The 13,562-nt window shown below is 41.7% G+C and carries 12 protein-coding genes; 1 reads left to right on the top strand and 11 read right to left on the bottom strand.

Going from position 1 to position 13,562, the window contains the following annotated elements; translation table 11 throughout:
* Positions 1-161: 161 nt before the first annotated feature.
* The 9 genes from H8S37_RS13575 to H8S37_RS13535 all read right to left on the bottom strand — a co-directional run bounded on the left by H8S37_RS13575 (position 162) and on the right by H8S37_RS13535 (position 9,439).
* On the bottom strand, positions 162-830 hold the full coding sequence (locus tag H8S37_RS13575; RefSeq protein ID WP_186876604.1) for a GntR family transcriptional regulator: 669 nt from the start codon (positions 828-830) through the stop codon (positions 162-164).
* Between the two features lie 75 nt (positions 831-905).
* On the bottom strand, positions 906-1,700 hold the full coding sequence (locus tag H8S37_RS13570; RefSeq protein WP_186876603.1) for an MBL fold metallo-hydrolase: 795 nt from the start codon (positions 1,698-1,700) through the stop codon (positions 906-908).
* Positions 1,701-2,855: an MFS transporter gene (locus tag H8S37_RS13565; RefSeq protein ID WP_186876602.1), complete on the bottom strand. Its 1,155-nt coding sequence runs from the start codon at positions 2,853-2,855 to the stop codon at positions 1,701-1,703.
* Positions 2,852-3,766 (bottom strand): amidohydrolase family protein, encoded by a 915-nt coding sequence (locus H8S37_RS13560; protein ID WP_186876601.1) that lies wholly within the window; start codon positions 3,764-3,766, stop codon positions 2,852-2,854. Before H8S37_RS13560 ends, H8S37_RS13565 begins: the two co-directional genes overlap by 4 nt.
* Before the next feature lie 16 nt (positions 3,767-3,782).
* Positions 3,783-4,793 (bottom strand): ABC transporter permease, encoded by a 1,011-nt coding sequence (locus H8S37_RS13555; protein ID WP_186876600.1) that lies wholly within the window; start codon positions 4,791-4,793, stop codon positions 3,783-3,785.
* On the bottom strand, positions 4,786-6,297 hold the full coding sequence (locus tag H8S37_RS13550; protein ID WP_186876599.1) for a sugar ABC transporter ATP-binding protein: 1,512 nt from the start codon (positions 6,295-6,297) through the stop codon (positions 4,786-4,788). The genes H8S37_RS13555 and H8S37_RS13550 overlap by 8 nt, the downstream gene beginning before the upstream one ends.
* The gene (locus H8S37_RS13545) at positions 6,297-7,310 is read right to left on the bottom strand and encodes an ABC transporter permease (protein WP_186876598.1); all 1,014 of its coding nucleotides are present in this window, start codon (positions 7,308-7,310) and stop codon (positions 6,297-6,299) included. Before H8S37_RS13545 ends, H8S37_RS13550 begins: the two co-directional genes overlap by 1 nt.
* Before the next feature lie 65 nt (positions 7,311-7,375).
* Positions 7,376-8,389, bottom strand: a complete 1,014-nt coding sequence (locus H8S37_RS13540) for a sugar ABC transporter substrate-binding protein (RefSeq protein ID WP_186876597.1) — start codon at positions 8,387-8,389, stop codon at positions 7,376-7,378.
* A gap of 360 nt (positions 8,390-8,749) precedes the next feature.
* Positions 8,750-9,439, bottom strand: coding sequence for a FadR/GntR family transcriptional regulator (locus tag H8S37_RS13535; protein WP_186876596.1), 690 nt, complete (start codon positions 9,437-9,439; stop codon positions 8,750-8,752).
* Positions 9,440-9,654: 215 nt separating this feature from the next.
* Here H8S37_RS13535 and H8S37_RS13530 point away from each other — a divergent pair, with 215 nt between their 5' ends.
* Positions 9,655-10,677: a zinc-binding alcohol dehydrogenase family protein gene (locus H8S37_RS13530; protein WP_186876595.1), complete on the top strand. Its 1,023-nt coding sequence runs from the start codon at positions 9,655-9,657 to the stop codon at positions 10,675-10,677.
* Positions 10,678-10,725: 48 nt separating this feature from the next.
* Here the strand turns inward: H8S37_RS13530 and H8S37_RS13525 are convergent, their stop codons facing one another.
* On the bottom strand, positions 10,726-12,069 hold the full coding sequence (locus tag H8S37_RS13525; RefSeq protein ID WP_186876594.1) for an MATE family efflux transporter: 1,344 nt from the start codon (positions 12,067-12,069) through the stop codon (positions 10,726-10,728).
* A gap of 16 nt (positions 12,070-12,085) precedes the next feature.
* Positions 12,086-13,522 carry a M20 family peptidase gene (locus H8S37_RS13520; protein WP_186876593.1) on the bottom strand — a complete coding sequence of 479 codons (1,437 nt, stop codon included), beginning with the start codon at positions 13,520-13,522 and terminating at the stop codon, positions 12,086-12,088.
* Positions 13,523-13,562 lie beyond the last annotated feature (40 nt).

Genomic DNA, 13,562 nt, shown 5'->3' with positions numbered 1-13,562 from the left:
TCCTGCTATATAAAGACATCCTCTATTAAATTGGATAAATTTACTCAAAATAAACCGGCCTCACGCTCCTTTAACATTCCAATCAAAAGCCTGTCTCTTCTTCCAATTGGAATATCATAACAGCACAAAGCCGGTTTCTTACCGTTCCATCAGTTCTTAATTTATAATAACATGTCTCCGCCTTCAATCATAGCCTCAAAGGATGCCCTTTTTGAACAAACTAGATGTTCTTTCATTGCCTCCGCCGCATCTGACCATTTTTCTTCCAGACATGCCTCTATAATCTTGAGGTGCTCCCTCTGGGTCGCTGCAATTCTATCCTTGCTTTTTACTCCAGACAGTATTCTCAAACGCCGGTTCTGATAATAAATCCTCTCATACAATGCTTTAAAATACTCATTTTCTGTTGCATTAATAAATTCTATATGCAATTTATCATCAATATCGTACACATCATCATAAATATCCACTCCCTCGTGGATGTCTTTTTCTTTTTTCTTAAATACTTTTTCATAATACAGAAACCGTTTTCTATCAATATTCCCTGCATAATGTTCAATCACATATGGCTCTACCAGCATACGCGCTTCGTATATAGAATTGATTTCACGTATCGATAGAGACGCCACCATAATTCCCTTTTTAGGCAGGATATGTACAAGATTTTCCTGCTCCAGTCTGCTAAGCGCATCTCTGATAGGTGTCCTGCTTGCACCGATCTCTTCCTTTAATTTTTCTTCATTCAGAAGAAAATTAGGAGGATATTCACAAGTAATAATTTTATTTTTAATAATATTATATGCCTGTTGTTTCAAGGACTCTTTTTTCATTTCTCAAACCACCTATACCCGTTATTTCAACGTTTATTATATCATACTATTGTCCGGCGATACAGTCCCACTTTTTCAAGAATTCACCATTCTTAACACTGTTCCATCCCAGACGATCCCTTCTCCCTGGCACATAAAATAAAATGGACAGTCATTTGCCTCCAATCGCATCTCTCTGTCAAACATATAAGGTTCGCTTCCATGCCTGATAAAAGTCCAGAAATGGCTTGGAATTGTTAATTTCGGTTTTACGAGATTTACAAGTTCTACTGCCTCCAATGCGTTCATATTGCCATACTCTCCGTTGATTGGGACAATTAATACATCTACATCCTGAGATGCAGCATATTTCATCCGTTCGCACTGATAAGAAGTATCTCCAGAAAAATAAAATACCCGCCCATCTGTACGAATCAGTATACCGACTGCATCCGGAGCGTGATCTCCATGATCTGCGAACACCGCTTCTATTTCGTATCCTCCACATGTAATTTTAGCCCCTTCATCAAATTGTAACAACTGCTTTTTATCTATTTTCGCATCCAGGCACATATTATATGCTGTTTTTGGAGCCAGCAGCTTTGTTTTTGGATTTCTTTTCATCATTTCAGGTATAATGTCCATATCCAGATGATCCTCGTCATGGTGACTGATTACAAGCACATTTGGATTTAATTCTTCTGGTTCCAGTACCGGCATCATCAATCGTTTCAAACCACAGATTCGCTCTACAGCGTCTGATAAATATGGGTCCACAGCAAGTATTTCATTTTTACTGTTTTTTAGCAAAAATCCTGCCTGTCCCAGCCAGAAAATCCCCACTTCCCCCTCTTTCGGATTACACGTTCTTACCTTCTCTGCAAAATACATTCAGTTTCTCTCCCTTCTATAAAAAATAACTGCCGCAACAAGCCCTGTCACCAGGCAGGCAGCCATAAAATAAAATGCAGCCTGTTCTGTCAAATTACTTTCTATACTGCCGACAATCACTGGAAATGCTGTCATCCCCACTGCATAGACGGCCTGGAAAATTCCCATCGCTGTGGAATAGTATTTCCTGGGAATCCCCCGCATACTTTCGCTGGTCAAAGAGGTAAACAAAAAGCCCATAGCAAACGCTGCTAAAATCTGACAAACATAAATTCCATAAATACTGTTCATGTTTGGAACGAGCATGCAGTATAATACCTGAACAAATAATCCTGCCGGCACAATTTTGGTATGTCCAATCCTCGTAAAAAAGCTTCTACTTGACAAATAAGAAAATAAAACGGCAAATACAATATATATGATAGAAGTCGCTCCCACTTGCCACTGTCTGGCTCCCAGATTTTTTGCTGTCTGTATCGTAAACGACATACACGTTGCCATCTGCACTCCCTGCTGTAGCAGAGCCAGCATAGAAAAAAACAGAAGTCTCTTATGTAGAAAGAGCTTCACCAGTTCTTTCTTTTCTGCCCTATCCCCCTCTACCTTTCTCCTATGAATTCCTGCGCACATAAGTGTACCGGCTATCCCTGCTATCATGCTAAATGCACAAATCCATCTCATACCCAGATGTACATACAATATAGAACTGGCAACAAATCCGATAAGTACACCTGTATTATTTGCCGCAATCACCTTTCCAGTCGCCGCCTGTAAGTTCCCCTCGCCATAGAATCCCATATAGAAAACCATATAAGAGATCCATGTAGACGCACCAAGTCCAGAGAATAAATTTGCTGCAAAAAAGCCTGCCGCATTTGGAAATAGCACCCTTATTAAGGATGCTATTCCTACACAACATATTCCCAATGTAATAATTTTTTTATGTCCGCCTCCTGTATCAGCAAGTATTCCGACAGGTATGCGGAAAAATATTTGTACAAGACCATATGCTCCGATAATGATACCGACAATATCAGCAGGAACTCCAATCTCTGTCAGATACGTTGTCTGATAAGGAATATATACATATTGTCCAAACCAGAATATACATACAAGTATCAGAAGCAGTCGCATCTGTTTTTTCTTATCTTTCATAGAAAGGGATACACCTCTAATGCATTTTTATAGTATACTTTTTCTAATTCCTCTTTTGTAAAGATATTTCCTTCTGAAAGATACTCTGTCAATTTCTTATAAGAATTTTGTATCAGCACTGACGGAATATCCGTCCCCCACATCAGCTTATCTACTCCTACAATATCTTTTGCAGATTTTATAAATTCACACCCGGTCGGGAATGGGTATGTCTCCGGCTGTACATTGAACGGAACCGCTGCCAAATCAAAATATACATTTGGAAGTGCTAGTTTTTCCATGCTTTCTTTGAAATACTCTGTATCTTTATCCGCCAGTGTAGGTGCCAGAAGATGGCAGACTACTATCTTTAGTCCAGGGCATTTCAAGGCAATTTTTCTCACCGCTTCAGGCTGAAAACTACTCATACCCGGACTGCCAATATCCAACACAAGTACCTGCGAATTCTTCTCACATTTCTCTGCAATCGGAATAAATACTTCCGCAAGATCAAAGGGATGATGGTAGGACATAAACCCTCCCCCTGAACTCGTTTCAAACTTCATAATCCGAAAACCTAATTCTCTTGTCAGTCTGTCATAAATCATATCCGCATATCTCGCCATTGGGTCAAATGTTCCGGCTCCGACAAACATTTCCGGATACGCACGTACCGCCTCCGCCACATATTCATTTGCAAATCCATAGAAGCTTCCCTGCAAAAGTACTGCCTTTTCCACGCCATTTTCCTTAAGGACTCTATGGCAGGTCTCATAGGTAAAACCTTTATCCCCAAGTCCTTCGGGAATCATTTCTATAATATCTCCGTTTGCCCATCTTCCTTTTCCATTTCCAATCGGGTAAAGCTCTCCTTCTCCCCGGAAGCCTTGTAAATTCTGAAATACATGTACATGTGCGTCTATGATCTTCATATGCCTACCTCGCTTCTTATTCTGCTGCTTTTGCTTTCTTCTTAAAGAGACCGCCTTTTTGCAGACCACTCTTCTTATATCTTACATGTGCATCCAACGCAACCGCCGCAACGATAACGATACATTTAAAGATACCATGATAATCAGAAGCAACTCCCATCAAACGCAGGCCATTCTGCACAACTCCTACAAGGAATGCACCCCAGATTGCCGCAAGAACAGAACCTTCTCCTCCCATCAGAGAAGCCCCACCTACAACCAGCGCTGTCAACACGAAATTGTCATATCCCTGTGCCGCTTTTGCAATTGCCTGCCGATTCATACTTGCCAATACAATTCCGGCAAGCGCTGCTGTAAATCCAGATGCTACATAAGCAACAATTGTTACCAGACGACTTCTAACACCCGACAAACGACATGCCTCCGGATTACCACCTACTGCATATACATTTCTTCCAAATACAGTTTTATTCAATATAATATAAGAAAGAACCGCCATAATTGCCATAATATAGATGGAAAACGGTACTCCCAACAGCCTTCCGCCCCCGAGGAAAGCGAAAGAGGCTGGCTTCATACAGGGAATTACATTATTCCCCGTCAGAAGTTGTGCAATTCCATATACAATATTCTGGGAGGCAAGCGTTATCAAAAATGCCGGCACTCCAAACTGGGTAACAATCAGTCCATGCACTAGGCCCACAGCACATCCCAGCAGCAAGCCCCCGGCAACACCGATTATAACACCTGTTGTAGAATAATTGTGATCTACGATCTGTGTGACTGCCAATGCTCCTGCCGCTGCCGCAACTGCTCCTACGGACAAGTCAATCCCTCCTAGAAGGATTGGAAAAATTGTTCCACAGACCATAATTCCATAGATAGAAATGGAAAGCAGAATACTTTTCATGTTTGCGCCTGTCAGGAAAACTCCCGGCTGAAGGATTGTCAGAACCAGCATGACAGCCACGAGAATCCACAGCTTCTGGGATTTTCCAAAAATCTTCTTCACTCTGTCTTTACTCATGTTCTTCTGCCTCCTTCGTAAGAATTCCTGACTCTGCCATCAGAATATCCTCCTGCGTAATCTTGCCGCTTGAAAATTCTGTAAAAATCTCGCCCTTTCTCATAACAATGATTCTCTGCGATACGCGGAGCAATTCTTGCAAATCTGATGAAACCATAATAACTGACGTTCCATTTGCTGCCAGCTCTTCCAGGATTTTATAGATCTCGTCCTTTGCGCCAATATCGATTCCGGCCGTTGGTTCATCAATAATCAATAGTTTCAGATCTCGGCTTAACCATTTTGCAAGTACTGCTTTCTGCTGATTTCCTCCAGAAAGATTTCCTACTGGAATCTGCGGATTATTCGGCTTAATATTTAGCCTTTCCACCATCTCTTTTCCCAGTTTCTTTTCTTTCCCTTTATTTACAAAGCCGCCTCCTGCAAGTGTATCATAATTTGTCAACGCAACATTGCGTTCAATGGACAGAAGCGGTGTAAATCCCTGGTTTCTTCGGTCTTCTGGAACAAAGCCAAATCCTTTTTTAATGCTGTCGGTAATCTTTTTCGTCAAAGGCTGTCCTTCGAATTCCACGGTACCGCTGTCACAGGGGTCTGCTCCGTAAATACAACGCATAACCTCTGTTCTCCCTGCACCGACCAACCCAGCAAACCCAACAATCTCACCTTCATGTATTTCAAAACTGATATTTTTAAAAATTCCTTTTTTGTTAAGATCCTTTACCCTTAACCTTACTGGTTTATCTGAAGTAGCTAAATTATTTGAAGCAGTTGCTTCACTTAATTCCTTTCCTATCATAAGGCGTACTACTTCCGCAGGAATAATCTGCTCTTTTGTAAGTGTTGCCACTCTCGCACCGTCTCGCAGAACAGTAAGTCTATCGGAGAGGCGATATACTTCTTCTAGACGATGTGAAATATAGATAACACTTACTCCGTCCTTTCTAAGTTGTTCAATGATCCCAAACAGCGCGTCTGATTCCTTTGTGCTCAAAGATGCTGTAGGCTCATCCATAATAATCAGTTTTGATTCTTCACTCAGTGCTTTTAAAATTTCAATCGTCTGTCTCTGGGCAATTGTAAGTGTCTCCACAATCGCATCCGGCTTAATACCAAACCCGTACTTGTTAATTAACTCGGACACTCTCTTTCGCATTTTTCTTGTACTTACAAAACCTGCTCTGCTCTCCTCTTTTCCAAGCATAACGTTCTGCATAACTGTCAGGGTAGGAATTAAACTCAATTCCTGATAAATAACGCCAATGCCTAATTTTGCGGCGTCATTTCTGTTATTGATTTCCACAGGCTGCCCGTTCCAGTAAATCTGGCCCCCATCCTTTGGATAAATTCCAGTCAGGATTTTTATAAGCGTAGATTTGCCCGCTCCGTTTTCTCCCATCAACGCGTGGACTTCTCCTGGTTCCACAGAAAAATTAACCTTTTTCAATACAGGAGAACCATTGAAGCTTTTCTCAATATCTTTCATTTCCAATAACGTAGACATTATGCTTCACCTCCTGCCGTTTCCACCGATTCTGTATCATCTTCCCTGGCCTTCCTCTGGATACGTTTCTGCATGATGTCATTGTAAACTGCGTCAAAAATAATCATAACAACAATTACAATTCCTTTTACAACCAGCTGTGCTGCTGTAGGAAGATTATATTTCAATATACCGTTCTGCAATACCGCCATAAAAATAGCACCTACGGCAGAACCAAACACATCTCCACGCCCTCCTGCAAACGCACATCCTCCAATTACAACCGCTGCGATAATGTCAAATTCCATCCCTGTTCCAAGGTCTGTTGTAACACTTCCTACACGTCCAATCTGAAAGATTGCTGCTATACCGCACAGAAGACCTGTAATGATAAATACAAGCCAGCGGATCTTATCTGTATTTATACCAGATAATTCTGCGGATTTTCTGTTCGCACCTGTTGCATAAACATATGTACCAAATTTTGTTTTCTTTAAAACAATCTGTCCGATTACTGCCAGAAGCACAAACGCAATCGTAACCAGATAAATTCCATTGATGCTTCCGCCCATAATCAGAACACCCTGATTCTCAATTTTCTTGTTGCTGATAACTCCAGCCTCGCGGATCGCAAACACAAATACCATAGAACGAAATAAGTACTGTGTAGACAGTGTCGCGATAAACTCCGGCACTCTTAATTTTGTTACGATAAATCCATTCAATGTTCCGCATGCAAGTCCTGTTAATATGGATATTATCATAATCAATCCTGCAGATAACTGATAGTTATACAGCAGATTAGCACAAAGCATACCTGCAAATCCAACGGCTGCACCGGTTGATAAATCAATTCCCGCCGTAATGATGACAAATGTAACGCCGATAGCAATGATACCGGTAACCGCACATTCTCTTAAAATGCTCAATATATTACCTGCAGTAAAAAACGAATTGCTGGTCAGTCCAAATACTAGCATTATTATTACCAGCGATGCGACTGATATCAATCGCCGCATATTTTCCTGTCTCATAAGAATATTCCTCCTACCTTACAGCCGACTGCTAATCTGCTGTTATACTGCTGCTATCTTCTCAATTACCAGCGCATATCCTCTGTAATTTCAGACAAAGTATCTGCTGTTACAATAATTGGTGCCATCTTAACAATCGGTGTCTCACTTAAACTGCTTGCAGTAATTCCTGATTCAATAGCATACATAGCAAACTGAGCACATGCAACTCCCTGGCTCTTAGCATCTGTATAAACAGTTCCTGTACACAGTCCCTGCTCGATATAGTCTAACATCTTTGACTCACCGTCAACACCCCAAATCTGCATCTCTCTACCTGCTGCTTTCACTGCTTCAGCCGCACCTTCAGCCATTGCATCATTATGGCAGAGAACTGCATCGATCTCAGAATATTTTGTAAGGAAGTCTGTCATAACTGTGTTTGCATTTTCTGTCAGCCATTCTCCTGACTGTTCATCCAGAATTTCAATATCCGGATATGTCTCTTCCATTACCGCCTTAAAGCCTTTGTCAATGTTTTCTCCTTTAGTTGCCCCTGGTGTAGCAGAAATAATTACAACTTTTCCCTGTCCTCCCAAGCTCTCTCCTATAGCTTCAGCAATCTTTTCTCCAGCCTCTACATCAACAGCCGCTACCAGGCCTGCATGTGTCGTGTCAGCATCCAGGTTACATGTAATAACTGGAATACCAGCCGCTTCTGCCTTGTCAACAGAAGATGCGAGCCCTGCTGCATCCGTTGCCTGAAGAATAATTGCGTCATATTTCTGGTTAATCAATTCATCCATAATTTGTACTTCTGTATCTACAGATGCTTCTCCATCATATACATCAAATGTAACGTTTGAGAAATTATTAAGATACGATTGCATTCCTTCTGCCCATGCAGCAGCACAAGAATCTCCAATTACATTTGGCAGAAATGCAATTTTGACATCCTCTGTATAAGCATCTTTTCCAGCAGCTTTTTCACCTGAATCTGAACCGCCAGCTTCATTATCTGTCTTTACATTGCCACATCCTACAGCTGTTGCTGCAACCATAGCTCCAACTAAAAATAAAGATACTATTTTCTTTTTCATAACGTTCTCCTTTTCTTATTACTGACATTGTATAATACATCTTTGCATGCGTTTATGTATTACTTATTGTATACAATAGCACTCTTTGTATATTTTGTCAATAATCATCAATTGTTTTTTTGCTTTTTTATAACTTTTCCCAACCTCTTTTTTCACAATATAATTTTTCCCATAAAATTCTATTCAATTCGCACTATATATGATATTTTATTCACAATTTTCCATCTTTTATAAACGAATTCTAATCTCTCTATAATTTTTCTTAAATAAAAACCCGCAGGATTTCCCTTTTTATAACCTACGAAAATCCTGCGGGTTTTTATATTTTACTTTGTCTTCCTTTTCCTGACTCACACTGCTTCAATGTTTTCCCAGATATTCTTTATTATAGAGCATATGCGCCAGCATTGCTTCTTTTGCTTTTTCAGGTTCTCTCGCAGCTATCGCATCTGCCACTGCTCTGTGCGTGCGCATAGTCTGCTCTGTCAGCCCTGCATTTGTCACCTCTACCAGTTCCTTTATCGCAGAGTGAATGACAGGCAGCACATTTAATACAACCTGGTTTTTACTGCTCTTTGCAATCAGCTTATGGAAAGCAACATCATCTTCCTCAAAAGTCTCTCCTTTATGAATCTTGTCCTCCACCGCCTGGCATGCCTCCAGAATTTTCTCAATATCACTGTCCGTTGCTCTCTCTGCCGCAAGTGCTGCAATCTCTGGCTCTATCATGCTGCGAACTTCCAGCAAATCTTTTGTAAGCTTTCGTTTGTTCTTTATAAATCCCAGCCCTAACGGATCATCCACAAGACCTGGTTTCTCTGCCACAAATGTGCCAAGCCCGCGGCGGATTTCTACTATATTTTTTGACACTAGAATTTTAATCGCTTCTCGTATTGTTCCTCTGCCTACATTTAAAGACTGAGCAAGTTGAAACTCATTCGGTAGTTTCTCCCCTTTTTTATATTCATTGTCCGCTATCAGACCGGTAATCTGTCCAGCTACCAGCTCCGGCAGTGATTTATCATTGCTCTGTATTGTTTCCAGCCCCATCCTGTTCCTCCTGATGCATTTCACTTTCTGTTCATTACTTTCCCACCCGTACATCATCTATACGTTGATGACGTTATTCTATCATAGAATTCTACATTTGACAATTGACACGTATGACGTCATATGTTATATTGAGGTCAGAAACATCTTGCCCGTATATATCAAAGAGCAGGGAATATAAAATCTGTTTCATACATAAATCAGGAGGAACCAATATGAAAGCCATTAAAGTCATTGAACCATTCAAAGTAGAGATTGTAGACGTACCAAAACCGAAGATCGAAAAACCAAATGATGTTATTGTCCGTGTCACTTCTGGCGGAATCTGCGGATCTGATATTGGTATATGGAATGGGACGAATTCCCTTGCTACCTATCCCAGATTGATTGGACACGAATTTGGAGGAATTGTAGAATCTGTAGGTTCTGCCGTAAAAGGTATAAGACCAGGAGATCAGGTAGCCGTAGATCCTGTTATCAGCTGCGGGCAATGCTATGCATGCCGGATTGGCAGACATAATGTATGCCGTGACTTGGAAGTAATGGGAGTACACCGGGACGGGGGATTTGCAGAATATGTAAAAGCGCCTGCTGAAAATATACACCTATTCCACAAAAAATTTGATGAATCTTTACTTGGATTAGTAGAACCCTTTACAATCGGTGTGGAAATTAATAACCGCGCACAAATCGGAAAAGGCGATAAAGTATTGGTTATGGGATCCGGCCCTATCGGCATCTGTGCAATGCAGGTTGCAAAACGCAACGGTGCACAGGTCATTATGACGGATCTTGTAAAGGAACGCTTAGAGAAAGCAAAATCAATGGGCGCGGATGAAACAGTTCTTGTCTCTGAAGAAAACTTAGAAGAACGTCTGGATCGATTTACTGACGGAGAAGGGATTCCTGTTGTCGTAGATACTGTATGTGTTCCCTCCTCTTTTGAACAGGCAGTCAACCTTGCGTGTCCGGCAGGACGTGTCGTATGCCTCGGTCTGAAAGATAAGCCGTCCAGCATCTGCATGGCCGAAATTACAAAGAAAGAACTTACCATTGTAGGTTCCCGCCTGAACAACCACTGTTTTGATGAAGTAATTGAAGGATTTGAGGACGGAAGCCTGCATCCAGAAGAGCTGATGACAAAAGCTTATAATTATAAAGAGATTATGGACGCTTTAGATATGATCAAGGAACATCCACAAGATGTATTAAAAATCGTGCTTAAGTTTGAAGATTAGATTTCTTCTTACAATTTTATTTCCAAAGTAAAATGCCCGAAGTCCTCTTTATGACTTCTGGGCATTTTCTTTTACTATTTTTATTTTTACATAGTACAGCCAGCCCGCAATATCTGCCAGAGCCCAGCCAATCGGCACTGACCACCATATTCCGGTTACGCCAAGCGCTGTCGCAGACAAAAGGTAGGCAAGCACCACTCTGGTACCCAGTGATATAACTGTCAGAACAACGGACATTCCAGGCTTTCTTACTGCCCTGTAGTATCCATAGAATAAAAACAAAATTCCAATTCCAATATAAAACGTTCCTTCAATATGAAGATACTGTACTCCTACAGAGAGAATTTCTGTCTCCTGTGCTTCTATAAACAACGATAACAATGGCTTCGCTAACAGCCAGACTGCCGCAGAAATTACTATACAGAATCCGAAGACAAGATATGCCGCTTTCCTGCACCCTTCCTGAATCCGTTTTGGTTTACCTGCCCCATAATTCTGCGCTACGAACGTAGAAAATGCATTTCCAAAATCCTGGACCGGCATATAGGCAAATGAATCAATCTTCACCGCCGCCGCAAACGCCGCCATCACTCCCGCACCAAAGCTGTTTACTAATCCCTGTACCATCAAAATCCCTAAATTCATAACCGATTGCTGCACAGATGTCAAAAAAGAAAACTGAAATATTTCTATTATTATTTTTTTCTTTATTTGTAAATGCCGTTTTTGTATACGGAATTCCTTTCTCCGAAACCAGGTATACAAAGCAATTCCGATTCCCGATATAAACTGCGAAAGAACTGTCGCCAGGGCAGCTCCGCCTACTCCCGCATGAAATCCCAGTACAAACCAGAAATCCAAAATCACATTCAATACAGCACAGACCGCAAGAAAGAGAAGCGGAACCAAAGATTCCCCTATTGCCCGCAAAAAGGATGCAAAATAGTTATAAAGAAATGTCGCGCTGATTCCTGCAAAAATAATAAGCAGATACTCTCTCATCATTCCGTATACTGCTTCCGGCACCCTTAAAAAAAAGAGAATCCCGTCAATTCCAAGAAAAACGAAAATATTCAGTACAACCGTAATACTTCCTATCAGCAGAAAAGAAGCCGCCATACTCTTTTTCAGCGTCTCCGTATCTTGCTCTCCATACCGGATAGAAAAAAGCGCGCCGCTTCCCATACAAAGCCCTAATATAATCGAGGTGAGAAATGTCATCAATGTATAAGCAGAACCTACCGCAGCCAGCGCATTGGCACCGATAAAGCGCCCTACAATCAAAGTGTCCGCTATATTATAACACTGCTGCAAAAGATTTCCTGCCATTAAAGGCAGGGAAAACAGCATCATCTTTTTTGCAACAGAACCTTCTGTTAAATTTACTGTCATGTACACCCATACTTTCTTAACACATCTTCATTAACCTTACGAAAAACTCTACTGTCTTGACCAGCGTCTTAACTGGAACCCGCTCGTTATTCCCGTGAATCATTCCCCGTTCTTCCTTTGACAGTTTCATAGCCGAAAATTTGTACACCCGGTCTGTAATTCGGCAGTAATGCCAGGAATCACTGCATGCCATCATCAAATATGGCGCAACAATCGCCTCTGTCCACGTATCCGCAACCGCCTGACAGAGCCGCTTATATTCCGCACAGGCCGTATCTGACTCCGCAGACGGATTCCTTCCTTCATACACAGATACCTCTATATGCGGATTCTGAATCGTTTTTTCCAGATATTCTCTTGCGGATTCTACCGTATCTTTTCCCAAAAGACGTAAGTTCATCCCAACAGAAGCGGCCGGAGGAATTACGTTAAATGCTTTTCCTCCCTGCATTTTTGTCATTGCACATGTCGTTCTCATCATTGCGTTCAGCTCTCCGCCGGAAGCCCTACACACCTTGTCAAATAATCCTTCCAGGCACCACAGATTCGCGAACAAAATCTTATACCCGAAGCTAGAGTGTCTTCCCAGTGTATCCAGCATCTCTCGCACTGGTTTTGTAAGCTGTCTCGGAAACGGATGCTTCTCCACATCTACTACTGCCTGGGCAAGTTCCCCGACGATTGTATGTACGGGCGGCATAGAAGCATGTCCGCCGCTGCTTTTTGCCTTAAATTCAATATTCGTAAGACCCTTTTCCGCAATTCCAATCAGTGCACATTCCCTGTTCACGCCTGGAAATACATTCTCTACAACTGCGCCGCCTTCATCCACAACCAACGCCGGTTTAATCCCTCTTTCTTGCAGCAAGTCCACAATAGCCGGACAGGACGGGCCATTGATCTCCTCCTGTCCCGAAAAGGCAAAATATATGTCATGCTCTGGAACAAATCCTTCTGCAATCAGCTTTTCTGCCGCTTCCATAATACCGCAGAAAGTACCTTTCGTGTCCAGAGTTCCTCGCCCCCATATAACGCCGTCCTTCACAACCCCTTCAAAAGCTGGTTCTTCCCACTGCGACTCCTCCACCGGCACTACATCATAGTGAGACATCAAAACAACCGGTTCTTTTTCTGTTTTTCCCTTCCAATGATACAGCATGCCATTTACTCCTACGAATTCTCTGGAGCAGGCAGCATGTACCTTTGGATACAGCTTAGGAAGCAGCTCCTGAAACTTTTGGAACTCTTTTTTATCTATCAGACTTTCATCATTATAAGAAATTGTCTTACAGCGGATCATTTCTACCATATCATTTACAATTTTCTTTTCATCCAGTTCAACCGGACTGCCGGACGCCTTTATTTCTTCTTTCGGCACAAACATCGCCGCGCGCACCAGCAATACAGCAAGAAACAAAATAACTGCCGCCAGCAAAATCCACAATAGTATCATTTACCAACCACTCCTTTCACCAAAGCAGAGCAGGAGCATT

Origin of the sequence: Mediterraneibacter hominis (genome assembly GCF_014287475.1) — a bacterium.
Lineage (GTDB): Bacteria > Bacillota > Clostridia > Lachnospirales > Lachnospiraceae > Mediterraneibacter > Mediterraneibacter hominis.
The sequence above is the reverse complement of the archived record's forward strand: the minus strand, read 5'-3'. Positions and strand labels throughout refer to the sequence as shown.

What these genes read in the sequence shown, in the direction of transcription:
- H8S37_RS13545 (WP_186876598.1), bottom strand. Translation starts at nt 7,310, where the DNA reads ATGAGACAGGAAAATATGCGGCGATTGATATCAGTCGCATCGCTGGTA.
- H8S37_RS13520 (WP_186876593.1), bottom strand. Translation starts at nt 13,522, where the DNA reads ATGATACTATTGTGGATTTTGCTGGCGGCAGTTATTTTGTTTCTTGCT.
- H8S37_RS13550 (WP_186876599.1), bottom strand. Translation starts at nt 6,297, where the DNA reads ATGTCTACGTTATTGGAAATGAAAGATATTGAGAAAAGCTTCAATGGT.
- H8S37_RS13540 (WP_186876597.1), bottom strand. Translation starts at nt 8,389, where the DNA reads ATGAAAAAGAAAATAGTATCTTTATTTTTAGTTGGAGCTATGGTTGCA.
- H8S37_RS13525 (WP_186876594.1), bottom strand. Translation starts at nt 12,069, where the DNA reads ATGACAGTAAATTTAACAGAAGGTTCTGTTGCAAAAAAGATGATGCTG.
- H8S37_RS13570 (WP_186876603.1), bottom strand. Translation starts at nt 1,700, where the DNA reads ATGTATTTTGCAGAGAAGGTAAGAACGTGTAATCCGAAAGAGGGGGAA.
- H8S37_RS13530 (WP_186876595.1), top strand. Translation starts at nt 9,655, where the DNA reads ATGAAAGCCATTAAAGTCATTGAACCATTCAAAGTAGAGATTGTAGAC.
- H8S37_RS13535 (WP_186876596.1), bottom strand. Translation starts at nt 9,439, where the DNA reads ATGGGGCTGGAAACAATACAGAGCAATGATAAATCACTGCCGGAGCTG.
- H8S37_RS13565 (WP_186876602.1), bottom strand. Translation starts at nt 2,855, where the DNA reads ATGAAAGATAAGAAAAAACAGATGCGACTGCTTCTGATACTTGTATGT.
- H8S37_RS13575 (WP_186876604.1), bottom strand. Translation starts at nt 830, where the DNA reads ATGAAAAAAGAGTCCTTGAAACAACAGGCATATAATATTATTAAAAAT.
- H8S37_RS13560 (WP_186876601.1), bottom strand. Translation starts at nt 3,766, where the DNA reads ATGAAGATCATAGACGCACATGTACATGTATTTCAGAATTTACAAGGC.
- H8S37_RS13555 (WP_186876600.1), bottom strand. Translation starts at nt 4,793, where the DNA reads ATGAGTAAAGACAGAGTGAAGAAGATTTTTGGAAAATCCCAGAAGCTG.